Source organism: Paenibacillus sp. S28, assembly GCF_016624415.1.
GTDB classification, from domain to species: domain Bacteria; phylum Bacillota; class Bacilli; order Paenibacillales; family Paenibacillaceae; genus Paenibacillus_AQ; species Paenibacillus_AQ favisporus.
This window is the reverse complement of the sequence record NZ_JACVTM010000001.1, coordinates 780,318-806,401: the sequence shown is the minus strand read 5'-3', so window position 1 is coordinate 806,401 and position 26,084 is coordinate 780,318. Positions and strand designations below refer to the sequence as shown.

Genomic DNA, 26,084 nt, shown 5'->3' with positions numbered 1-26,084 from the left:
ATTATGACTTGCCGTACTTTGTTTTATCACCGATCCATGGTTGAACCTTCGGCCAAGAAATAAACGTGATAGCTCTCCTTCTGGACATCTGCCAGCGGAATAAACGTTACGTCGTCCTTTATATAGCGGAATTGGAGCCCTTGCGGTCCGGTTTCCTTGACGAATTGGCTGTCCAGATCTCCTTCCTGAAGCGGAAGCCGCAGGTATTCTTTCGAGTCCGATACCGCAGCCAAAATATAAGGCCCGTAAGCAAGCGATACGCATTCTTTCCGGTCAGGGGCCGATTCCAGGCGAATCCGGCAGTCAAGCCTCAAATGAATTACATCGTCATCCTTCCAATCCCGATCCAGGGACCAATAACCGTCTGGCCCTGGCATGTAATCGACCTGGCGGCCGTTGATCTCCACGATGCCGCCTTCCGGGCTCCAGTAAGGTCGGCGGATTTTCAAAATAAACCTACCATCACCTTGCATCCGCAGTGTAATCTCCCCTGGTTCTTGCTTCTGCGCAGAAAGTGCTATGGTTATCCCCTTCTCCTCCCAATTCAAGGTGGAAGACACAAAGAGATTGACGAACAGCGACTGCTCATCATAAAAATAGATCGCTTCAGGATACTTAAAATGATTTTCCAAGCCGGTGCCATGGCAGCAGGTGTTGCTTGTCGAATCGAATGACTTTCTGCCTCCTGGCCCTAGCGGCATGAAGTACGTGCTTCCTCCCGTTGGTTTGCTGTCGCCCGAAGCCAGGATATGATTAAACATCGTCCGTTCGTAATAATCCATATATTTCGCCGCAGGTTCATAACCGAACAATTCCTTTGTCAGCTTTAACATATTATAGGAGGCGCAGGTTTCAGCGGTTTTATCGCTGAGGTATTCCCCGATCTTGCCTGCCTGCCGAAACATTTCGCCTTCACCCGTTCCTCCGATCGAATAGATGTGGGCGTTCGTCACCGCATGCCAAAAGAAATGGGCGATCTCATAATATTTCTTCTCGCCGGTAGCCCGGAAAATGTTCAGGGCACCGATGACCTGCGGTATATGCTGATTGGCGTGAAGCCCGCCGAGCGCATCGATGCGCTCCTGCATTGGAACGAACAGCCGGTCGTTGTCAAACCATTTAGCCGCCGCCAGATGGCTTGATTTACGCGTCAATTGGTACAGCTCTGCAAGCGAATCGTTCATGCCGCCGAACTCGCCGGCGATGTACATGCTCCACATCGTTTTCAGCACTTGGTTGGGCAGCCTGCCTAATCGGTGATATACCCAGTCGCCGAGACGGTCGGCGATCCCGAGTGCGGTGTCGCTGCCCAGATGACGGTGCACGTCAAGTAATCCGGCGAGGATTTTATGCAGCGTATAATAAGGTGCCCAAATTTCCGGATATCTCGTAAATGATTCCAAGCGGTCAAATTGCTCCTCGGAGTAACCACTCAGGAATCCCTCATGATAACCGGGTTGTGTTGAAAAAGCCTGCTGGCATTCCTCTAACGAGGCGATCATATAGTCCGCCTTTTTCTTGATGTCTTCATCCCCTGTTGCGGCATAGCCGAGTGCCAGGGCGGACAGATAATGCCCTGTCGTATGTCCTCTGAGCAAACAATCCGGCGAATCCCAGCCGAGCATTTCCGGGGCACCCTTCGTATCCAATCCGGCAGCAGCCCGGAAATTATACAGCATCTGATCGTCATTGACGGATTTCAGAAATGCCAGGCTTCGGTTTTGGGCTGCCTGAAAGGCTGTGTCGCCGCCAAGCCGGACTGTGCTTGGAGAAAAGCTTTTTACAGTCGGAAGCGGATCCATCTTTTCCTGCTCCACTTTGGCTTGAACCAAAATTTCCGCAGTGACCGGAATTTCCGTATCCTTGAGAAAGCCTCGTGCGGCTGCAGGTCCGGTTTCTTGAAACAAGCGTTCTTGCCCGCTTTCCCAAGCCACAGCATGGGTTATGACCTCATGCTCCTCGGTTTCAACCACCGCGACGGAAGGCAAATATACCTTTTTACCGAGTTCAGCTCTCAGGGATATGGGATAAATCCGGGAAACTTTGATGTTATTTTCTTCTTCCAAAATGGTCACGTGATACACTTGTTCCTTTACGCTTTCTCCATAGCGGAACGTCGCAATCAGCGGAACGGTCCGTGTGCCGAGACCGTATTTTGGACGGAACACCTTGCCGTCATCCTTGATGAACCGGCTGTCCCCCGACTGCCAAGAGATCTGCGATCCGTACTTTCCTTCCCTGGGCAGGTTGATGTCGAATTCGACTGTACCCAGATTACCCAGATACAGGGCTTCCATGTCTTTTAAGACGATCATTTCGTCATCGTGAATGTAACTCATGTCATCCCTCCCCTTCGATCCCGTGCTTCTCCCTCTGAAACCTGCCCCATTTCCGGTAAAATTGCTCCCTGGCCTCCTGGATGCCCGGCCGGAATTGAATGAGCGCGGAGGCGCGCACGCGTCGGACATCCTGCATGGCTTCCAGCACTTCGCGCTCATGATGTTGACCGAGCAGGCCTGCGTCACCGCAAATTGTGGCGGCCGCAAGGCGCCCTTGAGCCATGGCTACCGGCGCGCTCTCGATCCCCGTAATATTTCCGGCTACGTACAGACCTTCGACCGGAGTCCGCATTTGCTCATCGTGAACCGGTACGTGGCCCCCCAGCTCTTCCGCATACACAAACGGGCAGCCGGCTACCGACGCCAATTCGGCCAAAGGGTATAACCCTCCGGCTATTGCCACAAAATCGACAAGCTCCTCCCGCTGGCTTCCCGGAATAACGGCGCCTTCTCCGTTGACATCCGCAAGGGTGACCGATTGAACCTGGCTGCGCCCGTTAATGGATACGGCAACGGTTCGCAAACGTAAGGGGATATCCCAAATCTTGATCCCGCTCCTTGGAATGAACCTCGATACGAAACCCGCCATCCCCAAAGCGTTTGCAGCTTTTCCTCCGATCCTCATCAGCGGTGACGGCGCCAAATGGGCCAATCCCATCAGTTCCTTCAGGCTCTCTTTTGGCGATGCTTCTTTGCCGGTTATCGGCCCAATCCCGGGCAGGACAATCCCTGCGATCGAAACGCCGCTCACCGACAGCTCGCGGGAGATCGCCATGGCGAGCACATTGACGCCTATGATTAAGCCACGGCGTCCCGGTTTGACGTAATGGACATTGGCCATCACTTGTGCGGCGCCGATCGACATGACGCCCGGTAGCGTCCACCCCGGCAGGGGATGGGGAATTTCGGCACTTCCGGTGGCGAGTAAAACGTTCCTGGCCTGCATAGATCCTTCTGAGGTCTTCAGGACCCAAACGGCGCCGCTTCGCACTATGCTGTGGACGGATACTCCGCACCGAAGCTTCACTCCTAGCGCGGAGCACTTGTCGAGAAGCTGCTCGGCCACCTGTCTTCCGACCCACCAATGCCCTTTCTCCTCGTGAAACTGCCCTAACATGCGCCCGCCCGGTTCGGGAAATTCGTCCACCACGGCAGCGCAGAGACCGCGGCTGGCAGCTTCCACAGCCGCCGACAATCCTGCCGGGCCTGCACCGACGATCAATAGATCAAAAGGAATCGCCGGCGTCATGGTAGCCTCCTCCCCGTAATCTCATTGGGAAGCCGTTCCCCTTCAGAGATGCACATCCCCGCTTCCAAAGGAGTCAAGCAGGCTCTCACCGTGCCTTTGCCCTGCACGTTCAGGCGGCACTCCATACAGTGTCCGATAGAGCAGTACAGACCGCGGGGGCTGCCGGATTCCTCATGCCGACGCAGTGTCCGTATGCCCACGGCGAGCAGCGCTGCCGCAATCGGCTCGCCTTTCAGCCCGGCCCATTTCTCACCGTTAAACGTAAAATCTACGGGTTCTCGCTTTGTTTTCCTCGGCCCCAAGATCGGATGATTTTCGATTCTGTCCATTACACCTCTCCCTTCGCCAGCTGCCCGAACGTGACGGGACGGATCGGCGGACGGTAAGACAGCTGCTCCGCATCCCGGGGTAACTGCGGGTTCTTCAAATGAACCCAGGCGTCGAGCATCTGTCTGCATACCCGGCCCTGGCAGGCTCCCATTGTCGCTCTCGTCTTCATCTTGATCTGCCTGGCTGTACAGCAGCCCGATTGGTAGGCTTCCTCCAATTGTTCCAAGGTCACTTCTTCACAACGGCAAACGATCAGGTTTGATGTATTCATGGCCGGCCTCCTACCAATACCGGATGGCGCAGGTTTTCAGCTCGGTATAAAAATCGAGCGCGGCTTGCCCCTGTTCGCGCGAATGCGAGCTCGACAGCTTCAAGCCGCCGAACGGGGATTGATATTCCACGCCCGCTGTTTCCTGGTTGACGCGGACCATCCCGGCCTGAGCCTCATCCAGGAAACGATGCGCGTAAGACAAATCACGGGTAAATAACGAAGCGCTGAGTCCGTATATAGATTGATTGCATAAGGCGATTGCCTCGTCGAAATCGGCTGCCTTCATCATCGCGGTAACCGGTCCGAAAATTTCTTCCTGAATCAATGGATGGCCTGGATCCACGCCGGCTGCTGCGATCGGCGGAATATAATACCCTTCTTCGTTCGCCTCGGCAGAGCGGCCCTCGGCTACGATTTCAGCCTGGTCCCGCGCAAGCTTCACATAGGACATTACCGTTTCATACTGGCTTGCGGAAGCGACAGGTCCAAGATAAGCCGACGGATCCAGCGATGGAGCCAGCTTGATTCCGTCGATCGCCTTCTTCATCGCTTCAATAAAAGCGTCATAAATTCCGGATTCAATGATGATTCGGCTGGTTGCCGTACATTTCTGGCCGGCCGAACGATACGCGCCGCTCACAATCATCGGGACCGTCTTCTCCAAGTCGGCGTCATTCAGGATCACGGCCGCATTTTTCCCACCCATTTCGGTCTGATACTTGATGTTTCGTTTCGCACACATTTGGGCGATGCGGGTTCCTGTCGCCGTTGAGCCAGTAAAGCTTACGGCGTCAAGGGAAATCTGCTCCAGAAGGGCGTCGCCGATCCTGCTTCCTTTGCCGACCACCAGGTTCAAGACTCCTGGCGGGAGAGCTGCTGCCGCAAAAACTTCGCACAGCAGAGTGGCGGTCAATGAGGCGTTCTCCGCTGGCTTCCAGACCACCGTATTGCCGCAAATGAGCGCAGGTGCGATTTTCCATAACGGGATCGCCACCGGGAAATTCCATGGGGTAATGACACCTACCACGCCCAAAGGAACCTTCTTCGTATGCTGGAGCACGTTCGGTTCGCTTGCGGGGATGACCACTCCGTTAGAGCGGACGCCTTCCGCCGCGTAATACCGAAGCAGGTTGACTCCCCGGATGACTTCGCCTTGCATTTCGGTGATCGGCTTCCCCATTTCCATGCTGGCGAGGCAGGCGACATCCGCGGAGGCGGACTCGAGCGCAGCCGCCATGCGATACAACTGCTCACCTCGGGCGGCGCCGGTCAAACGGGACCAGGAACGATATGCGGCTCGGGCTGCCTGCTCCGCCTGAGCGATATGCGATGCATCCGACAGATGAAGCACCCCGATCTCCTCATGAATGTTGGACGGGTTCTTCACGGCCAGCTCATCCGACGCGGGGGTGAACCACTCTCCGCCAATCCAATTTCGGCTGTGTACCATAGCTAACCCTCCTTTTTCAATCTCTTCTTAAGAACTCTTCGCTTCACCGGCAGGTTGGTGGTTAACGGCATGCTCAAATGCCCTTTGAATCGCTTCATACTCAACTTCCGGAAGCGGAAGACGCGGAGGTCTGGTTGGACCGACCGGGAATCCGGCGAGCTCCATCATGTACTTGATCGACTGCACTAACTGGGGACTCGCATCATAATGGAACAATGGAAGCAGGCGGCGGTATAGCGTGGTCGCTTCCTGCACCTTCCCTTGTCTAGCCAGATTGAAAAGCTCCACGCCTTCCTTAGGCAGCGCGTTCGGCACCCCGGAAATCCAGCCCACGGCCCCCATCAGCGGACCTTCCATAGCTAAGTCGTCGACGCCAATCAGCACATCCAAATCGGTATATTCCAGGATGTCGTGTACTCTGCGGATATCGCCCGAAAACTCCTTCACCGCCACGAGATGCTCCAGTCTGGAAAGCCTGGCGAGCAGCTGCGGCGTCAAATCGACCTTATAATCATGGGGATTATTGTAGGCGATCATCGGCAGCCCGACTTCATTCAGCGCTTCATAATGGGCAATAACTTCATGTTCCAGCGGACGGTACTGGATCGGCGGCAGGACCATAACGCCTGCAGCGCCCGAATCCTTAGCATGCCGGACCCACTCGGCGGCTTGCTTCGTGGACGGCGCGGCTGAGCCGACGACAACCGGTACGCGTCCCGCAGCGGCTTCAATGACGGTATGAACGACCTTTGCCCGCTCCTCATTTGTCAACGTGGCATATTCCCCTAGCGATCCTGTCGGAACCAAGCCGTGGACGCCCTGCGAGATAAGCCAGTCGCACAGCTCAGCGAGACGCTTATAGTCCACTTCAAATGCGGCTGTGAACGGTGTGACAATCGCCACATAAACCCCTTCAAATCTTGTCATATCAAGATGTCTCCTCTCATGATTCAAGTTGATATTTGTAAGGCTAATTCAGTACGAACCCATCCGGTAGCGGGTCGTCCGGATCCAATACGAAATTCATGAAACCAAGTACATGGGCGGTTCCCGTAAGCTGTGGAATGATGGTTTTATTGCCAGCCAGAAGACTGTCTCTGGCGATGCTTCCTATGACCTGAACCCCGCTGATCCCCTGATACACGGCCTGCTGTCCGGGTTCGAGCCGTCCGCGGGAGCTAAGGACCGCCAAATGAGCGCATACTCCGGCTCCGCCCGGCGACCGGTCAAGCTGCTCCCCGGCAAAGACGCATGCGCTGCGGAAGGACAGACGATCACGTTCATCCCGCTGATAAAAGAACACGCCGTGAATACCGGATATCCAATCCAGCTGCGGATGCTGAAGTTCAAGCCGCCTTTCGGCTTCACTGCGGATCATACCTGCCCATTCCCTAAGCTGATGGGGCTCCAAGGAAGTCGCTCCGAACTCGCCTATATCCACTACAGCAAAGAATTCACCGCTAAAAGCGACGTCCACCCGGATTTCCCTCCCTTGAATCGTCACAGGAAGTCGCTCCGAGTGCACATAACTGGGCACATTCCTGAACGACACCGACCGAACCTCGTCTCCCTCCACATCAGCGACCACCTGGACGGTTCCCGACGGGCAATCGATCAGTATACCCGCCGCCGCATCGGACGGGACGATTTGCCCCGTCGCGGTCCAAGCCGTGACCGCGGCGATGATTCCGTGCCCGCTGACGGATGCAAGACCTTGCTGGTTCAGGAACAGCAAACCGAATCGCGCTTCCGGCGTCACCGGCGCTGTAACGATGCCACCGGTCATTGCATAGTGGCCGCGCGGCTCCGACATCAGCAGCTTCCTTGCGTCATCCTCATGCCGCTGGAAGAATAAAGCCTTGTCGCGCATTGTCGAACCGGCCAATGGCGGCAGGCCGCCCGTGATGATCCGAAGCGGCTGTCCGCAGGAATGCACATCGATCGCGGCATACCATTTTTTCGTTTCCATAGTGCTGGCTCCCGTCATAGTGATGTTTAGAGCAGGAAGAACCCCGTATTCAGTTCATCCCGTTCCTGAAGAATGAATTGGTGAAAGCCCATCACCCAAGCCGAGCCGGAAATTTGCGGAATCACGGCCGGCAAATGGCCGACGGTCGTGTCCTCCAGAACACTGGCGCGAAACATCGAACCCACGATGCTCTCATGGACGAATTCCTCTCCGATTGCCAGTTCGCCCTTGGCACGCAGCACGGCTAATTTGGCGGATGTGCCCGTTCCGCAGGGGGAGCGGTCAATCCCCCCGGGAGGGACGACGACCGTATTCCGGCAGTGGGCCACTGGCGATACCGGATCGCTGTAGAACTCGATATGGGTCAGTCCGCGAATGACAGGAATTTCGGGATGGACGATTTCAAGCCTGTCATTCACCGCGTCGCGGATCCGGACGGCGGTACGGACGATCTCCGAAGCCCGCTGGGGAACCAGCGGCAAATGCAGTGATCGGGCATCGACGAGCCCGTAAAAATTGCCGCCGTAAGCAAGATCCAAGGAGACCTCACCGAGATCGCCGACCTGAACCCGGACATCCTGCTTGTAGAGGAAAGACGGAATATTCGTAAAGGTGACCTGTCGGACCTTTCCTCTCTCGATCTCGAGCCTGGCTTCGACAAGGCCGGCCGGCGTGTCGAGCCGGATGACGTCCTTGGTTGCCGGATAATATCCTGCCTCAATCAGCGCCGTGCACAGCCCAATCGTATCGTGACCGCACATCGGCAAATACCCGCCGGTTTCGATAAACACCACCCCAATGTCGGCATTCTCATCGCATGGCGGAGTCAAGATGCAGCCGGACATAACCTCGTGCCCGCGGGGTTCGAACATCAGCGCTTGGCGGAAATCGTCATGATGCTCGGACATGTAGACCATCTTCTCGGTCATCGTTTTTCCGAAGAGCTCCGGAGCCCCGGACATAACGGTCCGGGTCGGATTCCCGCCGGTATGCGTGTCGATCGTGGTGACCATCTTGGACCATCTCATCGAATCACCTCCTGGGGGTGCGGCATGCTACGGAAGCGGTCATAACGAAGACGGTCCACCGGAATGCAGGTCTCCGACCCGCTCAGCAATTCGCTGATCACCTTTCCGGTTACGGCGGCCAGGCTGATCCCGTCCCCTTCATGCCCCGCTGCCACATAGAATCCGGGGACTTCGTCGATTGCAGAAACGATCGGCAAATGATCCGCCGTCCACGGCCTCAGGCCTGCATAGGTTCTCAGGAGCGGAATCTGTTCCAGTACGGGAAAAAAACGAATGGCTCTTTCCGCAATCAAGCTGATGACCTGCTGATCTACGCCGCTGTCCATCCCGACAAATTGGCGGCTGGAGCCGATCAGGAAGTTTTGCGAAGCGGTAGGCTCGAAGACGAGCGCAACGCCATATCGGTCGAATTTGGGGTCCACGGTACGGGTTCCGCCGAATTTACTCATCAAATATCCGAACTCCATCACCTTCCGTTTCCCGATGTTCGCCCATCGGGATGCGACAAGAATGTGTCCCTTGCGGGGCTCGATCGGAATATCGATGCCCACCATCCGTCCGATATGCTTCGCCCATACCCCGGCTGCATTAATGACGGTGCTCGTGCGGATTCTGCCTTCCGAGGTTTCAACGGCGCGTACTTTCCTTCCCTCGTCAAGCTGAATGCCGGTGACGAGCGTATGGGTTCGAAGCCTTGCCCCATAGTGCCGGGCTGTGGACGCCAACGAGTAGGTTAGCAGCACCGGATTGACCGTTGAATCCGTCGCGCATTCCAATCCGCCTGGCAGGTCTTCGGCCATGTAAGGCCATTCGTCCCTTAGATCCTTCTGACCAAGCATGCGGAAGGGCAGGCCGGCTTCACGCTGACGTGCGACCCAGGATTCGGCAGCGATCATCTCTTCGTCCGACTCACAGACCAGAATGCTTCCGGGAGCCCGGTATTCGAACTCCTCATCGAGATCCCGTACCCACTCCTTGACCAATTCCTGCGACTTCAGCGACATCTGGCTGTCGAAGCCCGGATCCTTGTCGATGGCGAGGATGTTGCCGTCGCATTTGGAAGAGGTACCGCCGGCGATTTCCCCCTGTTCCACGACAAGTACGTCCATGCCGGCTTTCGCGGTATAGTAGGCAATGGACATGCCGATGATCCCTCCCCCGATGATGACAACTTCTGCGGTTTCATCACGCATGGATGCAATCACTTCTTTCGTTTTATAGGACAATCAGCTCTTTGTTTGATTTCGTCAGCACTTCAATCCCGGTGTCCGTCACGAGAATGTCATCCTCAATGCGGACGCCTCCAAAGTCGGGCAAATAGATGCCGGGTTCCACGGTCAAAACCATGCCGGGCTCCAGCAAATCCTCCGTCTTTTCGGAAAGGCGCATCAGTTCATGGATCTCCAGGCCAAATGCATGACCGAGCCCGTGTCCAAAATACTCCGCATACCCATAGCCGGCAATGCAGTCTCTAGCCAAAGCGTCCCCTTCCTTTCCGGTCATCCCCGGCTTTAAGCCTTCCAAGGTCTTTCGATTGGCTTCAAGCACAATCCGGTAAATCTCTTGATGCCGCTCCGTCGGATCACCAATAAAAACCGTCCGCGTCAGATCGGAACAATATCCCTCGTAGCTCGCTCCGAAATCGAGCGTCACAAACTCGTCCCTTCCCAGCGGCTTTGAGCTGGCCAGACCATGCGGCAGCGCCGAACGGACACCGGAAGCCACGATCGTCGGGTATGCGGACGAAACGGCGCCATTTTTGCGCATGAAGTATTCAAGCTCGGCTGCAATGTCCCTTTCGGATACGCCCGGCTTCATGTAGCCCAGGATATGCTCAAAGGCCATGTCCGTAATTTCGATCGACTTTCGAATATGCTCCTGCTCCCGCTCATCTTTGATTCCACGCAGCTTTTCCACAATATTTTGCGTCGGGATCAGTTCAAAGCCCTGAAAGGTTTCAATATAGGTTTGATATGACTCGTAAGTGAGATGATTTTGCTCAAAGCCGAGCTTCCGCACTCCTGCAGCACTCAGCTTCTCCCGAATCATTTCAAGCGGCTGGCCCGTATGCTGTTCAACCTGATACTCTTTGGCCTGTTCCGCCGCTTGACGGGTATAGCGAAAGTCGGTGATCAGCAAGGCCTGATTTTTCGTAATGGCAACAAAGCCGGCAGTACCCGTAAATCCGGTCACATATCTGCGGTTATACGGGCTGACGATCAGTAGTCCGTCGATCCCCTGACGCTCAAGCTCTTCCCGTACCTTGTTGAGACGCTGTGCTTCCATGGTAGGTTCACGCTCCTTATTCATCCTCGCAGCAGCAAAAGATGCTATGGTTTCTTCATAATCAATCTAATGTAACAAGATTCAACCCTGTTGAATGACGGCTGCAAAAATCTGCAAATTTACTTCCTTATCCCTTCATGCCAGTCAGCGTAATCCCCTCGATAAAATACCGCTGGCCGATGAAAAACACGATAATGACCGGCAGGATGACCACGGTGGAGGCTGCCATAAGCAGATGCCACTGCGCGCTGTGAAGCGACTGGAACATTTGCAGCCCAAGCGCCAGCGTAAACTTGCTTTCTTCGTTCAAGTACACGAGCGGTCCCATGAAATCGTTCCACGAATTCATGAACGAGAATAAGCCGATGACAATCAAAGGCGGTTTGGATAAAGGAATGATGATCCGCCAGAAAATTGTCCAGGGGCCAGCCCCATCCACATAAGCCGCTTCATCGAGATCTCTCGGGATACCGGCATAAAACTGCCGCAGCAAAAAGATGTCGAATGCGGAACCAAACCAAACAGGCAATATCAATGGCACGTAAGTGTTAATCAGGTCTGCAAGCCTCCAGCCGATAAAAGTAGGGATCAGCGTGACCGCGCCGGGAAGCATCATGCTGGCAAGCAGCAATCCAAAGAAAAACTTCTTCCCCGGCCAGTCAAGCCTTGCGTAGCTGTATGCCCCGAGCGAGCTGCTGATGAGCGCTCCGATCAGGCAGCTGGCGGTGATGGTCAAGGTGTTCCGAAAAAAGCGGAGAAAATCGATGGTCGTCAGCGCCTCCGTATAGTTTTGAAACCGGAACGGCGAGGGAATCCATTTGGGCGGCATCTCGAATATCTGCATGGACGACATCATGGAGCTGCGTACTAACCAGAACAATGGCAGCAAACAGAATACACTCCCCAGGATGAGAATGGCGTATACGATGATCTGCGAGACCCGGCGGCTTTTCCTCATGGGCACTACACCTCACTTTCATAAAATACCCAGGACTTGGATGTCCGGAAAAAGATCGCCGTGACGATCAGGATGATGATAAAGAGGATCCAGGCGATGGCTGAGGCCTGCCCCATTTCGCCGAACTGAAAAGCCTGACGGTAAATGTAGTAGTTGTAGAACAAGCTGGCGTTATTCGGTCCTCCCTGCGTCATAATCAAGGCTTCCGTGAACACTTGGAAAGCCCCGATCGACCCCATGATCAGGTTGAAGAAAATGATCGGCGTCATCATCGGAATGGTGATATGGCGGAATTTCCGGACCGCACCAGCACCATCTACGATGGCGGCTTCATACAAGGATCTGGGTACACCCTGGAGTCCTGCCAGGAAAATAATGATCGTGCTTCCCATCCCCCACAGGCTCATGATCACAATGGAAGGAACCACCGTATTTTCAGAGTACAACCAATTTAAGGTGGGCAGATTCAGCGCTTCGAGGAAGCTGTTGAACAGTCCGAGGTCCGGGCTGAACAGCCAGATCCAGATCATCGAGGACGCGACGGCCGGCACGATCGCCGGCAGATAGAAGATCGTGCGGAAGACCGATTTGCCGCGGATAAATTCCATATTCAGCAGGAAAGCGGCGATAAATGAGACGATCAGTCCGAGCGGAACGCGGAGAATAACGTATTTAAAGGTCACCCACAGCGAATTGTAAAAATAGGGATCCGTTCCGTCGAAAAGCCTCTTATAATTCGTAAACCCGATGAATTTGGGCGTATTCACGATCCGGTAATCCGTAAAGCTGAGCAACAAGCTGGTGAGCATGGGCAGAACGACAAACAGCATAATCCCAAAGATGCTGGGCAGGGCGAAGAGAATGCCCGCCACGGCGATACGGCGTTTGTGCAGCATGGGAATCCCTCCTTTCTGGATCGGTTCGTTCGGACGGGGTTATTTGCCGTAATAGCCTTCAATCAACGGCTGTACTTTAGGTTCGATCTCTTTCAGTGCTTCCTCCGCTGACTTCTTGCCGGTCCATACCAAGTCAAGGGCAGGGGTCACCAGCGCATTGATTTTATCCAGGTTCTTCACTTCAAAGCCCGGGGTCCGTATGCCGTTTTCAATCGTCTGTTTCATGTAAGCATCTGTGTATCCCTCCGGGTGAGCCTTGTTCCCCGACGCCCATTTATTGATGAGGTCCGGATTCGTATACCACTCTTTCTTGAGCGGCATCCACAAGCCGCCTTCGATCAGCGGCAGCACCGATTCCGGATCCGCCATGTACTTATACAGCATCCATGCCTCTTTCGGATGCTTGGTCGATTTGAAAATGACCGTCGGCGCGCCGTCCAGAAGCGTGTTGCTCTTCATTAATTTAGGCAGGACACCGACCCCAAGATTGAAATCCTGTTCTGCAAAAGCCTGGAGCGCCCAGTTGCCAGATACGGTCATGGCGACCTTCTTGGTCTGGAGCGCCATGTCAGGAAGGCTCTTGGTCTGCAGTGGCGTCGGCGATACGTGGTGCACATACATCAAGTCCGCCAGCTTTTGAATCGCATCGATCGCCTCCGGCTTTGCCAGCCCGAATCCTTTTCCGTCTTCCGTCAGGAAATTACCGCCGTTCGAGACCACCGCTGCCATCATGTTGTACGGGTCGTATTGGAGGCCGAACTGCTTGATCTTATTCGGATTAAAATTAGGGTCGAGCGCGTTTCGTCCCTGATCGTCCAGGGTCAGCCTCTTTGCGTACTCAATGAACGTGTCCCAGTCCCATGCCTTATCTGCCTGCGTGGGAGGAAGCTCGACACCCGCCTCAAGGAGCATATCCTTGTTGTACATGAGTCCGTATCCTTCTACAGCCGTACTCATGCCGATCGTATTGCCCGGTTCGATTTCATACCATACTTGATCCAGGTAATCTTCCTTCTTGAATTCTTTGTCCTCCTCGATCAGCGGAGCCAGGTTCAGCAGCTTCCCGTCTTTCCCCCAGCTTAGTGCCGCTCCGGATGATAAATATCCGAGGTCTGGTGCGACATTGCCTGCGACCATCGTCGTCAGCTTGGTCAAATAGTCCGCCGGAATGTGCATAGGCTCCACCTGAATGCCGGTTTTTTGCTCAAAGCTTTCGAGCGCTTCCGTGACCGTCTTCTTTTCGATCGTGTCTCCCCAGAAGGCAAACTTGAGGGTTACTTTTTCTTCCCCTTTGCCCCCTTCCTTGCTGTCTCCTTCACTTTGGGCTGATCCTCCGCTGCCTGAGCAACCCGAGAGGGAAACGGTTACGGCCAGTAAAGCGGGTAAAGCGATCCCAGTGAGAAATTTGGAAAATCTCATTCTTTTACCCTCCAATCACACAGAATTGATGTTTGTAAATTCATTGTAAAAAACCGGAGGTTCAAAAAAAATTCGAACATTTTTGGAATGGTGGACAATTTTTATGTGTTGTTCATCTCGGCAGTTTGATGATGACGGTTGTCCCCTTGCGTTCTTCTGAGGTTACGGTCACACCGTAGGAGTCACCGTAGATGAGTTTGATTCGCTGATCAACGTTGCGGATGCCGATGGAGCGGCTCTCTTCCCGTGTCAAACCAGCCAATTTGTGATGCGGGATGCCGATTCCGTTATCCTCCACCATGAAAATCCGCTCATCCCCAATAAGCCGCCCCCGGATCACAATCTGTCCACCGCTGTGCAGGCGGGCGAAGCCGTGAACGATGGCGTTCTCAACAAAGGGCTGCAGGAACAGCTTCGGGACTTTGAAGGAATACAGCTCAGGCGAGATGTCATAGGTTACCGTAAATTTGCCTTCAAACCGCTGCTCGGTAATCGAAAAATAATGCTTCAACCAATTCAGGTCCTCCTCCAGATCGCCGATGTCCTGATTGCTTGCAGAAGTATACTGCAGCATGGAAGACAGGCTGACGATCATGGCGCTCAATTCGTTTTGCTCGTTTTCGAGTGCCGTCCAATTCATGATGTTGAGCGTGTTATACAGAAAATGCGGATTCAGCTGAATGTTCAGGGACATAATCTGAGTTTCTTTTTCTCTCAGCTTCACTTTATAGTTTTCTTCGATCAGGTTGTTGATTTTAACATTCATTTGATTGTACTTGTGAATGAGCAGCCCCATCTCGTTATAGGATTTGACCGGGATGCGGGTATCGAATTCCCCTTCTCCCGTTTTTTTGATCGCTCGAAGCAGCTGTTGAATGGGTTTGGTGATGGAGTTGGCCAGAAAAAATGCCAAGAGAAGCGAGACCAGCAGAAGAATCAGCGTCAAATAGAATGTGTACGACTTCACCTCCGGCAAAAAGGCGCTGCCGAGCGCCTCCGGCGAGATCGTGACACCGGAAATCCAGCCGGTCACATCGGAAGTATCGAAGCATACGATGAGCGGCTTACCGTTTCTTGTGATCGTGAGAGTGCCGCTTTTCATCTCCGCCATTCTTTTCAATGAGGTTTCATCAATCGTGGAATCCTTTTCCTGCGAATCGGCTACCTTCTGACCGTCCCGGCTCATGATAAAAAAAGAAGCCCCGGTGGATGGGAGCACGCTGGCGAAGCGGGTACGGTAATAATCGGGCTGATAGGTAATAACCAGCACGGGAAGCTCGGCTGCACCCTGCAGCTCGATCACCTCCCCGTTATTGATCCGAAACAATTTCAGCAGCCGGACGCCGGCCAGAAGCTGAACGTTCTCGGAGGACACGGGAGACCCGGCATCCCGATGAAACATGTCACCAAACGAAAACGTCGGGACCCAAGCCATTCCCCCATCCGCTTGTACGGCAGCATGATACAGGGCTGTTTGGTTAAACCCTTCATAAGGGATAAAGGCCGTAGCACCGGTAGGCCCGATGTCTGAATAGCTGGTGATTAAATGGATGGAGTACATGTGTTTCAAATCTGGAAAATATGTATTCAGCGCCCGGCTTACCTTTTTTTCCATCGTGATCATTTGGTATTCGTCTTTCGGATCCGCAGTGAGGTATTGTTCGTACAGAACCTGCTCCGCGATCAAAGCGAGGCTGCTGTCTTCGACCCTGGCGAGCTCGCCGTCCATGATTTCGTTGTTCTGCTTCACAATGGAGTACAAATTCTGTCTGGCAAAGTCGGAAATAAACCCGCTGCTCGACACAAAATATCTATAGCTAAGTATCGTTAGGGGAATCGTGACGATGAGGGCATAGGACAACATCAGTTTCGTTCGATAGCTCAGATCCTGAAATCGCGGCATCAATCGGCGGCTTCTCAATGAACATCCCTTCCTCATATGCGGGTAGCGGATAAATGGCGGTATTCATCCGGGCTTGTGCCGTACTCCTTGCGAAACAGACGGATAAAATACTTCACGTCCCTGTAGCCCACGTTCTCGGCCACTTGGTAAACTTTCTGGGAGGTTTGCAGCAGCTGGCTGGCCGCCGCCCTCATTCGGATGTGGGTGATGTATTGGTGGATGGTCATACGGGTGTGGTTTTTAAACAGAATACAAAAATACGAAGGGTTAAAATGAAACTTCACGGCCAGCGTGCTCAGGGACAAATCCTCCTCACCATAGTTGGCTTCAATATAGGCTTTGCAGCTGTCAACCACGGTCTCACTTTTACACTGTCTACGTTGGTCTATATGTTCCGCCATCTCTAGAACCCAGTGAAAGGCTGTCTCCCGTAATTCGTCCATGCGGCTGCAGCGCATCAGTGCTCCTTCAAAAGCGGCACTGGGGATATGAGAAAGTCCCTTTTCGCTCAAAATTGAAGTGACATGGTGAATCGAGGCGGCGACGGAATACTTCAACCTGGAGGGATCGGGATATCCCTGGGCCAATGTACGATCCAGTTCGGTCTTCAGACAGGCATGAATGCCATCTTTTTTGCCGGATAGAATCGCTTTGGCCAGTTTGCCTGCATCCAAATGGATGATCGCGGACGGGTCTTTAGGGCTCTGTTGGTCAGACTTATACAATTTTCCCGGCCCGTCGTAAAATAAGCTTTGAAGTGCAAAGCGCGCCTGCTGATTAGAAGAATGTACTCCTTGCCCCCACTCCGTAAAATACTTGCCTAAGCCAAATGTTAGTTCCCGACCATGGTCATTCCGAAAATGATCGATCAGTTCCTGCAGTTGCGCTTCAAGCGCATAGGTAACGTCAAAAGATACATCGGCGCTAAGGATCACCCCCGTCAACCATTGATCCGTAACGTAAAAGGCATGGGCAAGACCGGCTTCCTCCATGATGTGGGCAAGCATGCGTTTAAGCAGGGACAGCATCCGCTTCCGGTCCGCACCGCTTGTGTGGATCAGGGCACCCAGCGAGATTCCGCATCTCCAGCCTGAAAAGGACCTCTGCAGCAAAGTGATGTCTGTTGCGGCAGGACTTCCCTCGAGCAGTTCGGACAAAGCCGATTCGATGGTCGCCTCACGCAAGGCTCCCGCCTTATGTTCGGCTTTCTGAAGGAGAGGCGTAACCTTCTGGGCTTCCACCGGCTTGAGCAGGTAATCGCTTGCCCCGAGCTGCAGCGCTCGCTGTGCATAGGCGAAATCCGAGTAGGCGCTCAGAATCACCACGCTTTCGCTCCCCCCGCGGCGGGTCAAACGTTCCACGAATTCAAGGCCGTCCATGATCGGCATCTGGATATCGGTAAATACCAGATCGATCGGATGGGTCTCCATCCTTTCCAGCGCTTCCGCACCATCCCTGGCATTAAAAATGTGATACTCCGGCCTCAGATTTTTCAGCATCCGCGACAACCCTTGTCTGTGCTTCGGTTCGTCGTCAACGACTAAGACGTTCAGCATATCCAATCCCCCCCTGCGTATGAATGGTACAAAAAATGCCCATCCGGGTTTCCAGTAAATTGAAGGTTATGGCGCTGCCAACCGTTTACAAGAATCCTGTATGAGCATGTTACAACAAGGACAGAAATCAACTTACCGAGCATTGTCGGTTAGACGGACTCAAACTTTGGAATCCGAACAGAAAACCGACAAGTACTTTACTTCATCCGTGATGGGCGTATATTTATGATTTTCGTAGGAGTCAAAATACAGGCTGTCGCCGGCATGCAGTGTATAAGCTTCCTGGCCGACATAATAAATCATGGTCCCTTCGAGCACATAAATGAATTCCTGCCCGACATGGGAGACCGTTCGCTTCTCCGTCTTCCCTTTCGTCACTACAAAATAAAAGGGCTGCATCAACTTCTCGGGCCGCTCGGCCGCGATGGCCGAAAACGAATATCCTTTCTCCGACGTGACCATCTTATCCAGGGTCCCCGTCATTGTGGTATACACCGTCCCGTTTTGGTCGCTGTCATCAAGCAAAATAGATATTTTAGTTCCAAGCGCTTCGGCGATTTTAATCAGCGTGCCGATGGGCGGCACCGTTTTTCCGTTTTCGATTTTGGACAGCAGGCTTTTGGTAAAGCCGCAGGCATGGGCGATTTCGTCCAGGGTCCGATTTTGGTCCTTGCGAATTTTTCGGATCTTACTCCCCAATTCCATCACATTGATCTCCTAAATAGAATGAAATTCAACTTAGTTTAATAAAATGAAACAATATTTAATGACGATTGTCAATAAAATTTTCCAATGTATTCAGGCATTTTAGCCGTGTGCGGAAGGACGGAAAACCACCAATTACAGCAAAAAAACAGGGAATATCCTAATTTAGGACACTCCCTGTTCTATATAATTAATCTGATTAATGATTTATATTATTAAACATAAATGACTTCCATTTCGCGCATCAGCAAGCACTAATTCCAGAAATACTTCATTTCCCTGTAACCGAGATCCCACAATCTCGCATTTCCCTTAATGGTGATCGTAAGTTTATTCGCTTTCTCAATTGGAATTTCGTACGTTTCAGCAGCTCCTTCTTGATAGGTTGGTGCTTCTGTCAGCAGAAGCTGCTGCCCATCGACCGAAATCGCAAGCGTTCCTCCCAGCTTACCCGTTGCTCCATACTTGAAGTAGAGGATGATATCTCTTCCACTTAGTTCAGATGTGTAAACTGCTGCAGTTTGCTCTTTGAAACTGAACACATTGTACTGAGGCAGCACCTGTTCGCCGCCCAACTCAAAACGATATGGTGCTGTGTGTTGAACTGTATTTCCACTGGCGTCCTTCACTTCGTTGATTGCAACGAAAGGTCCTTCTTTTTTTGTCAGCGCCGTTTCGATAACTTCGCAGCAGCCCCATACGACAGCGAAAATGAACAATGCAGAAAATCCGGAAATCACAAGCTGCTTCATCATCGTTTTTGCGTTTGATCCTAATTTGTAAGCCGCGTATCCGATGGAAGCACCTATTGAATTTTGAATCGCGTCGTTGATATCGCCGCTGCCCAGATAAGTAAGCATCTGTACCGTTTCGACCACCATGATGGACAAAAAGAACAATGCAATAAATCGAACGTAGCGCATGGGAAACAACATCGGAATCAAAAAGCCGAAAGGAATAAATGCAGCGAAGTTGCCAAAACCAAACAGAGCCATTAAGGAAAATCGAAAAAAATCAGGCAAATCCGGTACATGATAAAAATCAAGGGGCGTAAAAATAAATTCGTACTCTGTAATCTGGTGCGATGCCCCGATTCTGCCAAAAGCAAAAAACATAAAATACAAAATGAGGACTGTATAAAGGATGGTGATGATCAGGATAACCTTGCGATTCTTTGCCATAAATTCTGCTCCCTATTGCGAAATGAATGGATACCTCATGCAAGTTTATCCCAAGATTCATACTTCTCCTAGGGTTCTTTCTTACAACAAACTTACACGGTTGTCATGTAAGGGAACTATCGGACGCAACAAAAGAAGAGCATCAGGTGAACTCTCACCTTTTGCCCTACTTCTTCTACTTATTTACTGAGCGTTACCTAGGACCCAGCAGTCTTTATGGACATGTGTACCTCAATCGGCTGTCTACTAGTTTGACTTAGGCTTGCAAAACTTTTGTAACAAGTTCTTTGAGCGTCGTCTGATGTCCGATCAATTGATGTAAATCGCCGGTCGTTTTCTCCATAGTTCCTTCTGCAACAGTGTTATAGATAAAGGCCGTCGTTTGAGCTAAAGATTCCGATAAGCCTGCTTGAATAAGCATGGCCTTCTCTTCGTCGAAAGAAACCTTTTGATGGATGATGTGCTTACCTGAAACTTCGGAGAGAACTTCCGCCAACTCATCGAAACTCCATGGACGATCGGAAACCAGCGTGTATTGCTTGTTATCGTGTCCTTCCCCGGTCAGTACCGCCGCGGCAGCAAGTGCCAGATCGCTGCGGCTGACCGCATTCACTCTCCCTGTGCCCGTGTTGGTGACGATCGCCCCGCGTTCTACATTTGCTTGAAGGTGGGCATTGATGAAAAACTCCGCATATCCGCCATTTCGCAAAAAGGTATATGGGATACGGGTCGCGCGGATGGCATATTCGGTGGCTATATGAACGAGTGCAAACGGATTTTCCTCGGCAAAAGCGAAGCTGGTATAGGCAATATGCCTGATCCCCGCATCTCTGGCGGCTTTGATTACATTGGCATGCTGAACGATCCGCAGTGGATCATCGGTATCCGGACTGGATACAAATAGCAGTTTGGTCCCACCTTCAAAGGCTGCGCGAAGCGTTCCCGGATCGTTGTAATCGCCTTGGCGGACTTCCAGCCCTGCCTCCGTGAGCGAAGCATCTTTATCCAGTTTTCGAACGACTGCAATGATCTGACTTCCCGGAATCTTTTTCAGTAAATGGTCTATAACGAGCCCGCCTAAGTTTCCCGTGGCTCCTGTGATAACCAGCTTCATCCGATGTGCTTCCTTTCAGAAAGGTATTGTCCGTGAGGAATCATTTCGATTCCACATACATTCATCCTACCACAATCAAATGGTAATAAAAGGTTATAACCGAACTTTCCTCACGACAATTGATGGAGGGTTATCTCACTAACATTCTGGTATTTACTGCTGATAACCGTTTTAGCCATGCTTCACGATGTTTTCCGAAGTCCGGAATGACAATGCTAGAATCGTCAGAACCGGATTCACTCCCCCGTTGGTTACATGCACGGATCCGTCGCTCACCCACAGGTTGTCGTAACCGTGTACGCGTCCCGTCGGATCGGTGACCGAAGTGGCGGGATTATCCCCCATCCGAAGCGTGCCTGCCTGATGCTGTCCGCCACTAAGCCCGGTTCCCGGACTTGTTCGCCAAACCTGGTGCGCACCGGCAGCCCAAAGCCACTTCTCGGCCTCTTCGCCCAGCATCGCTGCCGCCCGCAGCGACTCCGGATGGACCCGGCCTGAGAGTTGGGCGACTGGCATCCCGAAACGGTCCTTGACTGATCGCGAGAGACGCACTCTCGATTCCGCTGTCGGGATCTCTTGAATCGGTCCTTGGATCTGGCTGGTGCGCAAATAGCTGTCGCGCATCGCTTCTTTGCCTGCCAGCCCCCATCTCGGGGCGTCTGGAGCAAGTGCCCTGTACCAATGAATAAGGGGGAGCCGGGTAAATTCGTTAGCGAGGAGTCCGCCCCCGATCACGCCGCCGCCATTGTCATGGGCGAAGCGAAGCGTAGCTATGCTGACACCAGGGCCAAGGCCGTCCTGGATCGGATCATCCATGAGACCGTACGCGCCCGTGTAGACATGACCCTGCAGATTCCGGCCGACTTGGCCGGACCGGTTGCCGATGCCATCCGGCTCTGCATCGGTAGCCGAGTTCAGCAGCAAACGCGCGCTTTCGATCGCGCCGGCGGCTACGATGACTTGACCGGCTGCCACCAGTTGACGCCGGATCTTCCCGCCTGCTTCCTGCACCAGCCTTACCCCAGTGGCCCGCTTCCCGCCTTCCGTCTCAATCCGCTCCACCATCGTATCGCAGATGATATCGCAGTTACCCGTGGCGGCCGCTCGGACGAGCATCGTGTTATGTCCCCCGTTTTTGCTGTTGGTTGGACAAGCGAAGCCAACGCATTGGCCGCACTGTCCGCATGCTGGCCTGCCGTCCCGTTCGACCGAGTTGATCAGCAGCGGGACCGATCCGGCGTCCCATCCCAAACGGGCTGCCGCTTCCGCCAGCCGCCGCGCCTCCGTCGTCAAGGGCATAGCCGGCATCGGGTAAGGCCGGCTCCGCTTGGCATGCCCGGTGTGGGCGTTCCCGTCACCGGATACGCCCACCTCCCATTCGGCCCTCACATAATAAGGTTCCAGATCCTCGTATGAGATCGGCCAGTCGCTAAGGGAACTCCCGTCCGGGATGCCGTAGTGGCTTGCCATTCGAAAATCCTCCGGATGGAACCGCCACGCCTGAGCGCCGTACACCCGCGTACCACCGCCGACCGTCATGGCGTTGTTGTGGTAATCTCCTTCATGCGGAGCAGTGATTCTCTCTTCCTCAGCCACATCAAGAAACGTACGCGGACTGCCTTCCAGATCAGGTCCAGTGTTGTGGCCGAATTTGCTCAGCCGATGGTTGCGCAAATGGTCCCGGCCTACCTGGTCATACCGAAGCCAACGGCCGCGTTCGATGACAAGAACGCGCATGCCCGACTCAGCCAACACCGCCGCCGCTACCGATCCGCCCGCTCCGGCTCCGATAACGACGGCATCGTAGCGGTCTTGTAGCTGATCGAGTGTTCGTAAAGGTAAATCGGCTTCGACTGGCGGTCCCTGTTCGCCGGATACCGGACCCGGCCGAAAACCGATCATTTCCCATGATTTACCCCCGCGATTCCCGCCAGATTCAGGATTTCCATAGTAGCCTTCGACGACAAGCTCCAACAATGCGTTGAAGAACATTGCGGACGAAACAGGCCAATCACGGACGCGGTCATGCTGGACATCCTGCAGCAATCCATCCTGTTGTTCCTCGGACAGTTCTGAAAATGCGTGCCCATACCGGGCCACCGCTTCCGACTCGAGTGCGCGGAGGCCGGGTTCGATCAGCTTGTTCCAAGTTGAAGGATCCTCATTTGCCCTACGTTCCATATAGACGAGTGCGCCTCCGTCGGCCGCAGACGGCCACTCATTTTCCGGGATGAATCGATTGGAAACCGCTTCCAATATTGAATGCCACTCGAATGATAGGGATGTTTTATCGTTCTGATTCATTTGCTGCCACCTTTCTTCTCCTTCGAATTGTCGCTTTTTGGTTTTTCGATACATTCGTAGACTAATACTGTTCTTCATGCAAAATTGCCGGTTCACCGTAACCGTTCTCACTCTAAGAGATGCATCTAATATTCTCTTTATTCGCCTCTAAACCCTGCTTGCAGCCATGGTCATTCTGCAAATATACCTAATCATCCATTAAAGATTTTGATTTGACTATATCCAAGTTAAATCATATATTTAATTATATTTAATTAGTAAGTACGTAAGTTTAAGTAAGCAGAAACGACAACACTGCAGATATTCAGTTGAAAAGGAGAGAAATCGTATATGAGTAACGTTCAATCCATCGTCAATGAAATTTTGCCGGAGGTGCAAGGACAGCGCAAATCCGAATATCCAGTAAGCCCTCTATTTCTAAACCGTTGGTCTACACGGGCTTTTTCCACCCGTAAAGTCAGTGATCAGGACCTTTATACCATCCTTGAAGCCGCACATTGGGCTCCATCCTCTTATAATGATCAGCCTTGGCGCTTTATCGTCGCTAAAACCGGAGAGCAGCTCAGCAAATTTCATTCATTTTTAAATGAATTCAATTTAACATGGGCGTCCAGTGCGCCAGTTCTCATTGTGGTCGCTTCCGACAAGCTTAGAGAAAACGGCGACCCGAACGGTGCGCACGCCTTCGATGCCGGCGCAGCCTGGGCTTCCTTGGCGATTCAAGCGACGATTCTCGGTCTGCACACGCATGCCATCGGCGGTTTTGACCGCAATAAAGCCCGAGACATATTGAACGTACCGGATCACATCGAGCTACACGCCGTGATTGCCCTCGGCTATCTGGGCGATAAATCCGTACTTCCGGAAGCGATCCAGCAGCGCGAAGTGCCGAATGACCGCCGACCGCTGAACGAGCTTGTTTTTGAGGGAAAATTTGAGTAAAGTAAGCCGCTCCATCGCATCTATTTAACCCATATAAATACACCCATTAAAAAGCTGGCCGTTCTTGGCCAGCTTTTGTTGTGCTGCTATCCTCCCGTAAAAAAAGAACAACCCCTTGGAGAACCAAGAGGTTGCCTACTATCATCAATTTAAGCTTTGACAGCGATCACTTCGATTTCCACCAGTCCGTCCTTCGGCAGCTTGGCTACCTGGACCGCGCTGCGTGCCGGATAAGGCTCTGCAAAGAATGTCGCGTACACTTCGTTGACCTTCTGAAAATCGTTCATATCCTGCAAAAATACCGTCGTTTTAATCACATCGTTCATGGTAAAGCCCGCTGATTCGAGAATCGCTTTTACATTGAGGAGCGATCGCTGTGTCTGTTCCTCTACGGTTGCTGGGAACACGCCTGTTGTGTCCATACCGAGTTGTCCGGATGTAATCAGCACATTACCGATTTGAACTGCCTGGGAGTATGGTCCGATAGCTCCCGGAGCTTCGGTCGTTGCAATAGTTTGTCTCTCTTGTGATGTCATGGTTTCTCTCTCCTTGTCGTGCTTGAAAGCACATTTATGTTTATGGGAATTGCAAAAACTTGGCGTGTATCAACCGTATTTTTGCAAGTACCTGACAAAATGAGGTTTTGGTTAATTGGTTTGGGCTGTCTTAACCGCGGCCATTGTCTTCGAATTCATTTCTTCTGCATTTTGACCGTCATATTCTTGCAGCATTTCTTTTTGCTGTTCCGGCGTCAGCTTGGCGATCCCAAAACCGGTGAAGCCCCAGATCGTGGCGAAAATGATCCCTGTCCAGCACAGCATAGCCCATGGTAAGTATGCGAGTGTTGCGACACCCAGCGTACCGGCCATGTAGGCGCCTGCCGCCGTCCATGGTAAGATTGGTTCCGTGATCGCAGCGGAGTCTTCGACCGTCCGCCCGAGATTTTTCGGATGCAGCCCACGGCGGATGTATGCCTCACGCAGCATTTCGCCCGGCATCAGGATGGACACTTGGCCGTTGCTTGTAACGCCGATCATCGTTAAACCGGTCACGATCGTTGCGACGATCATAGAGCCTGTCGAGCGTACATGCTTCAGGATTCGGTTCACGATCAGCTCAAGCGATTTGGTAAGCGATATGGTGCCGGCAAACGTAATCGCGCTGAAACAGATTAACAATGTTCCCATCATCGAGTTCATTCCGCCGCGGTTCAGAAGCTTCGGTACATCAGGGATGACCGCAGCCGGATCGAATCCTTGGACGTGAACCATCGCGATGTCGAACCCATTCAATACGGAGCTTACGACATCATGCAATGTGAAGCCTTGGAAAATCAGGGCGTTAGCCATCGCAAAGGCCGAAGACAGCAGCATAACCGGCAGCGTTGGTTTTTTGCGGATCGAGCCGTACAACACAATGAGTATCGGAACGACGAGCAGCAAATTCCAGTGGTAGATCGTGCCCAGCGTATCCATAATGGTCCCTACTTTTTCAGGGATACCTGCACCTGCAGTATGTGTGTTCAAACCTGTGATGACATAGACGATTCCGGCTACGATAAACGAAGGCACCGTCGTATACAGCAAGTGTCCAATATGTTCATACAGGTTCACGCCTGTGGATAGGGCGGCGATATTCGTCGTATCCGATAGCGGCGACAGTTTGTCGCCGAAGTAGGCACCGGCAACCACCGCACCGGCAACGGCTGCCAGATTCACATCCAGTCCGGCGCCAACGCCCATAAATGCTACTCCAATCGTTCCTGCAGAGCCCCATGACGTACCGGTACAGACCGATACGACCGACGTCACTAAAAAGGCGGTGATGAGCAAAAACTGCGGGTTGATAATTTTAAGCCCGTAATAAATCATCATCGGAATCGTGCCGCCCACCATCCATGCCCCGATCATCAACCCTACGGCAATCAGGATTAGAATGGCCGGCATCGTTTTGGCAATTTTTTGGGCAATGGAATTCAAAATATCGTTGTAACTGTGCCCCAGCTTAACCGCAATGATCCCCGCGACAACCGTTGAAGCAATAATGAGCGGTTCAGGCGGCAGCTCGAACATGACGTATCCCAAGCACAGCAGCACCACCATCGTTATGATCGGAAGTAAGGCCAAAAACAGCGTCGGTTCTTTGATTTGTTTTCCCTTCGTTTGCTCTGTCATTGTTGTATTC

The 26,084-nt window shown here is 52.8% G+C and carries 22 protein-coding genes; 1 reads left to right on the top strand and 21 read right to left on the bottom strand.

Going from position 1 to position 26,084, the window contains the following annotated elements; genetic code table 11:
- Positions 1-26 precede the first annotated feature (26 nt).
- The 19 genes from IAE55_RS03505 to IAE55_RS03415 form a co-directional block, all read right to left on the bottom strand.
- Entirely contained in the window at positions 27-2,339 is a 2,313-nt protein-coding gene (locus IAE55_RS03505; protein ID WP_200630949.1) for a beta-L-arabinofuranosidase domain-containing protein, read from the bottom strand.
- A gap of 1 nt (position 2,340) precedes the next feature.
- Positions 2,341-3,588 carry an NAD(P)/FAD-dependent oxidoreductase gene (locus tag IAE55_RS03500; RefSeq protein ID WP_200630948.1) on the bottom strand — a complete coding sequence of 416 codons (1,248 nt, stop codon included), beginning with the start codon at positions 3,586-3,588 and terminating at the stop codon, positions 2,341-2,343.
- Entirely contained in the window at positions 3,585-3,917 is a 333-nt protein-coding gene (locus tag IAE55_RS03495) for a (2Fe-2S)-binding protein (protein WP_105442949.1), read from the bottom strand. The genes IAE55_RS03500 and IAE55_RS03495 overlap by 4 nt, the downstream gene beginning before the upstream one ends.
- Entirely contained in the window at positions 3,917-4,189 is a 273-nt protein-coding gene (locus IAE55_RS03490) for a (2Fe-2S)-binding protein (RefSeq protein WP_105442950.1), read from the bottom strand. Before IAE55_RS03490 ends, IAE55_RS03495 begins: the two co-directional genes overlap by 1 nt.
- A 10-nt stretch (positions 4,190-4,199) precedes the next feature.
- Positions 4,200-5,639 carry an aldehyde dehydrogenase family protein gene (locus tag IAE55_RS03485; protein WP_200630947.1) on the bottom strand — a complete coding sequence of 480 codons (1,440 nt, stop codon included), beginning with the start codon at positions 5,637-5,639 and terminating at the stop codon, positions 4,200-4,202.
- Positions 5,640-5,666: 27 nt separating this feature from the next.
- Positions 5,667-6,566, bottom strand: coding sequence for a dihydrodipicolinate synthase family protein (locus IAE55_RS03480; protein WP_200630946.1), 900 nt, complete (start codon positions 6,564-6,566; stop codon positions 5,667-5,669).
- A 43-nt stretch (positions 6,567-6,609) separates the two neighbouring features.
- On the bottom strand, positions 6,610-7,608 hold the full coding sequence (locus IAE55_RS03475; protein WP_200630945.1) for a proline racemase family protein: 999 nt from the start codon (positions 7,606-7,608) through the stop codon (positions 6,610-6,612).
- Positions 7,609-7,634: 26 nt separating this feature from the next.
- Positions 7,635-8,636 carry a proline racemase family protein gene (locus IAE55_RS03470; protein WP_145165153.1) on the bottom strand — a complete coding sequence of 334 codons (1,002 nt, stop codon included), beginning with the start codon at positions 8,634-8,636 and terminating at the stop codon, positions 7,635-7,637.
- Positions 8,633-9,829, bottom strand: coding sequence for an NAD(P)/FAD-dependent oxidoreductase (locus IAE55_RS03465; RefSeq protein WP_145165204.1), 1,197 nt, complete (start codon positions 9,827-9,829; stop codon positions 8,633-8,635). Before IAE55_RS03465 ends, IAE55_RS03470 begins: the two co-directional genes overlap by 4 nt.
- Before the next feature lie 22 nt (positions 9,830-9,851).
- Positions 9,852-10,922, bottom strand: coding sequence for a M24 family metallopeptidase (locus IAE55_RS03460; RefSeq protein ID WP_145019532.1), 1,071 nt, complete (start codon positions 10,920-10,922; stop codon positions 9,852-9,854).
- Positions 10,923-11,049: 127 nt separating this feature from the next.
- Positions 11,050-11,880, bottom strand: a complete 831-nt coding sequence (locus IAE55_RS03455; RefSeq protein WP_105442956.1) for a carbohydrate ABC transporter permease — start codon at positions 11,878-11,880, stop codon at positions 11,050-11,052.
- 5 nt (positions 11,881-11,885) lie between these two features.
- Complete coding sequence (locus IAE55_RS03450) at positions 11,886-12,776, bottom strand: carbohydrate ABC transporter permease (protein WP_076165527.1); 891 nt, start codon at positions 12,774-12,776, stop codon at positions 11,886-11,888.
- 39 nt (positions 12,777-12,815) lie between these two features.
- A complete protein-coding gene (locus IAE55_RS03445; protein WP_200630944.1) occupies positions 12,816-14,195 on the bottom strand; it encodes an ABC transporter substrate-binding protein in 1,380 nt (459 codons plus the stop codon).
- Between the two features lie 112 nt (positions 14,196-14,307).
- Positions 14,308-16,098, bottom strand: a complete 1,791-nt coding sequence (locus IAE55_RS03440) for a cache domain-containing sensor histidine kinase (RefSeq protein WP_200630943.1) — start codon at positions 16,096-16,098, stop codon at positions 14,308-14,310.
- A gap of 32 nt (positions 16,099-16,130) precedes the next feature.
- The gene (locus tag IAE55_RS03435) at positions 16,131-17,654 is read right to left on the bottom strand and encodes a response regulator transcription factor (protein ID WP_200630942.1); all 1,524 of its coding nucleotides are present in this window, start codon (positions 17,652-17,654) and stop codon (positions 16,131-16,133) included.
- 159 nt (positions 17,655-17,813) lie between these two features.
- On the bottom strand, positions 17,814-18,359 hold the full coding sequence (locus tag IAE55_RS03430; protein ID WP_145165143.1) for a helix-turn-helix domain-containing protein: 546 nt from the start codon (positions 18,357-18,359) through the stop codon (positions 17,814-17,816).
- Between the two features lie 254 nt (positions 18,360-18,613).
- On the bottom strand, positions 18,614-19,540 hold the full coding sequence (locus IAE55_RS03425) for a VanZ family protein (protein ID WP_200630941.1): 927 nt from the start codon (positions 19,538-19,540) through the stop codon (positions 18,614-18,616).
- Positions 19,541-19,796: 256 nt separating this feature from the next.
- A complete protein-coding gene (locus IAE55_RS03420) occupies positions 19,797-20,654 on the bottom strand; it encodes an SDR family oxidoreductase (protein WP_145165139.1) in 858 nt (285 codons plus the stop codon).
- A 171-nt stretch (positions 20,655-20,825) separates the two neighbouring features.
- Positions 20,826-22,958, bottom strand: a complete 2,133-nt coding sequence (locus IAE55_RS03415; protein ID WP_200630940.1) for a GMC family oxidoreductase — start codon at positions 22,956-22,958, stop codon at positions 20,826-20,828.
- Between the two features lie 330 nt (positions 22,959-23,288).
- Between IAE55_RS03415 and IAE55_RS03410 the strand changes: the two genes are divergently transcribed.
- Positions 23,289-23,900 (top strand): nitroreductase family protein, encoded by a 612-nt coding sequence (locus tag IAE55_RS03410; protein WP_200630939.1) that lies wholly within the window; start codon positions 23,289-23,291, stop codon positions 23,898-23,900.
- Between the two features lie 149 nt (positions 23,901-24,049).
- Here IAE55_RS03410 and IAE55_RS03405 read toward each other — a convergent pair whose 3' ends face one another.
- Positions 24,050-24,436: a RidA family protein gene (locus tag IAE55_RS03405; RefSeq protein WP_105442965.1), complete on the bottom strand. Its 387-nt coding sequence runs from the start codon at positions 24,434-24,436 to the stop codon at positions 24,050-24,052.
- Positions 24,437-24,547: 111 nt separating this feature from the next.
- Positions 24,548-26,074, bottom strand: coding sequence for a Na+/H+ antiporter NhaC (gene nhaC / locus IAE55_RS03400; protein WP_200630938.1), 1,527 nt, complete (start codon positions 26,072-26,074; stop codon positions 24,548-24,550).
- Between the last annotated feature and the right edge of the window lie 10 nt (positions 26,075-26,084).

Excerpts from the sequence above, each read along its gene's own strand:
- IAE55_RS03430 (WP_145165143.1), bottom strand. The coding sequence starts at position 18,359 with ATGGAATTGGGGAGTAAGATCCGAAAAATTCGCAAGGACCAAAATCGG.
- IAE55_RS03490 (WP_105442950.1), bottom strand. The coding sequence starts at position 4,189 with ATGAATACATCAAACCTGATCGTTTGCCGTTGTGAAGAAGTGACCTTG.
- IAE55_RS03435 (WP_200630942.1), bottom strand. The coding sequence starts at position 17,654 with ATGCTGAACGTCTTAGTCGTTGACGACGAACCGAAGCACAGACAAGGG.
- IAE55_RS03500 (WP_200630948.1), bottom strand. The coding sequence starts at position 3,588 with ATGACGCCGGCGATTCCTTTTGATCTATTGATCGTCGGTGCAGGCCCG.
- IAE55_RS03470 (WP_145165153.1), bottom strand. The coding sequence starts at position 8,636 with ATGAGATGGTCCAAGATGGTCACCACGATCGACACGCATACCGGCGGG.
- IAE55_RS03450 (WP_076165527.1), bottom strand. The coding sequence starts at position 12,776 with ATGCTGCACAAACGCCGTATCGCCGTGGCGGGCATTCTCTTCGCCCTG.
- IAE55_RS03480 (WP_200630946.1), bottom strand. The coding sequence starts at position 6,566 with ATGACAAGATTTGAAGGGGTTTATGTGGCGATTGTCACACCGTTCACA.
- IAE55_RS03445 (WP_200630944.1), bottom strand. The coding sequence starts at position 14,195 with ATGAGATTTTCCAAATTTCTCACTGGGATCGCTTTACCCGCTTTACTG.
- IAE55_RS03505 (WP_200630949.1), bottom strand. The coding sequence starts at position 2,339 with ATGAGTTACATTCACGATGACGAAATGATCGTCTTAAAAGACATGGAA.
- IAE55_RS03495 (WP_105442949.1), bottom strand. The coding sequence starts at position 3,917 with ATGGACAGAATCGAAAATCATCCGATCTTGGGGCCGAGGAAAACAAAG.
- IAE55_RS03460 (WP_145019532.1), bottom strand. The coding sequence starts at position 10,922 with ATGGAAGCACAGCGTCTCAACAAGGTACGGGAAGAGCTTGAGCGTCAG.
- IAE55_RS03415 (WP_200630940.1), bottom strand. The coding sequence starts at position 22,958 with ATGAATCAGAACGATAAAACATCCCTATCATTCGAGTGGCATTCAATA.
- IAE55_RS03485 (WP_200630947.1), bottom strand. The coding sequence starts at position 5,639 with ATGGTACACAGCCGAAATTGGATTGGCGGAGAGTGGTTCACCCCCGCG.
- IAE55_RS03410 (WP_200630939.1), top strand. The coding sequence starts at position 23,289 with ATGAGTAACGTTCAATCCATCGTCAATGAAATTTTGCCGGAGGTGCAA.
- IAE55_RS03405 (WP_105442965.1), bottom strand. The coding sequence starts at position 24,436 with ATGACATCACAAGAGAGACAAACTATTGCAACGACCGAAGCTCCGGGA.
- IAE55_RS03425 (WP_200630941.1), bottom strand. The coding sequence starts at position 19,540 with ATGGCAAAGAATCGCAAGGTTATCCTGATCATCACCATCCTTTATACA.
- IAE55_RS03440 (WP_200630943.1), bottom strand. The coding sequence starts at position 16,098 with ATGCCGCGATTTCAGGATCTGAGCTATCGAACGAAACTGATGTTGTCC.
- IAE55_RS03455 (WP_105442956.1), bottom strand. The coding sequence starts at position 11,880 with ATGAGGAAAAGCCGCCGGGTCTCGCAGATCATCGTATACGCCATTCTC.
- IAE55_RS03420 (WP_145165139.1), bottom strand. The coding sequence starts at position 20,654 with ATGAAGCTGGTTATCACAGGAGCCACGGGAAACTTAGGCGGGCTCGTT.
- IAE55_RS03465 (WP_145165204.1), bottom strand. The coding sequence starts at position 9,829 with ATGCGTGATGAAACCGCAGAAGTTGTCATCATCGGGGGAGGGATCATC.
- IAE55_RS03475 (WP_200630945.1), bottom strand. The coding sequence starts at position 7,608 with ATGGAAACGAAAAAATGGTATGCCGCGATCGATGTGCATTCCTGCGGA.
- nhaC (WP_200630938.1), bottom strand. The coding sequence starts at position 26,074 with ATGACAGAGCAAACGAAGGGAAAACAAATCAAAGAACCGACGCTGTTT.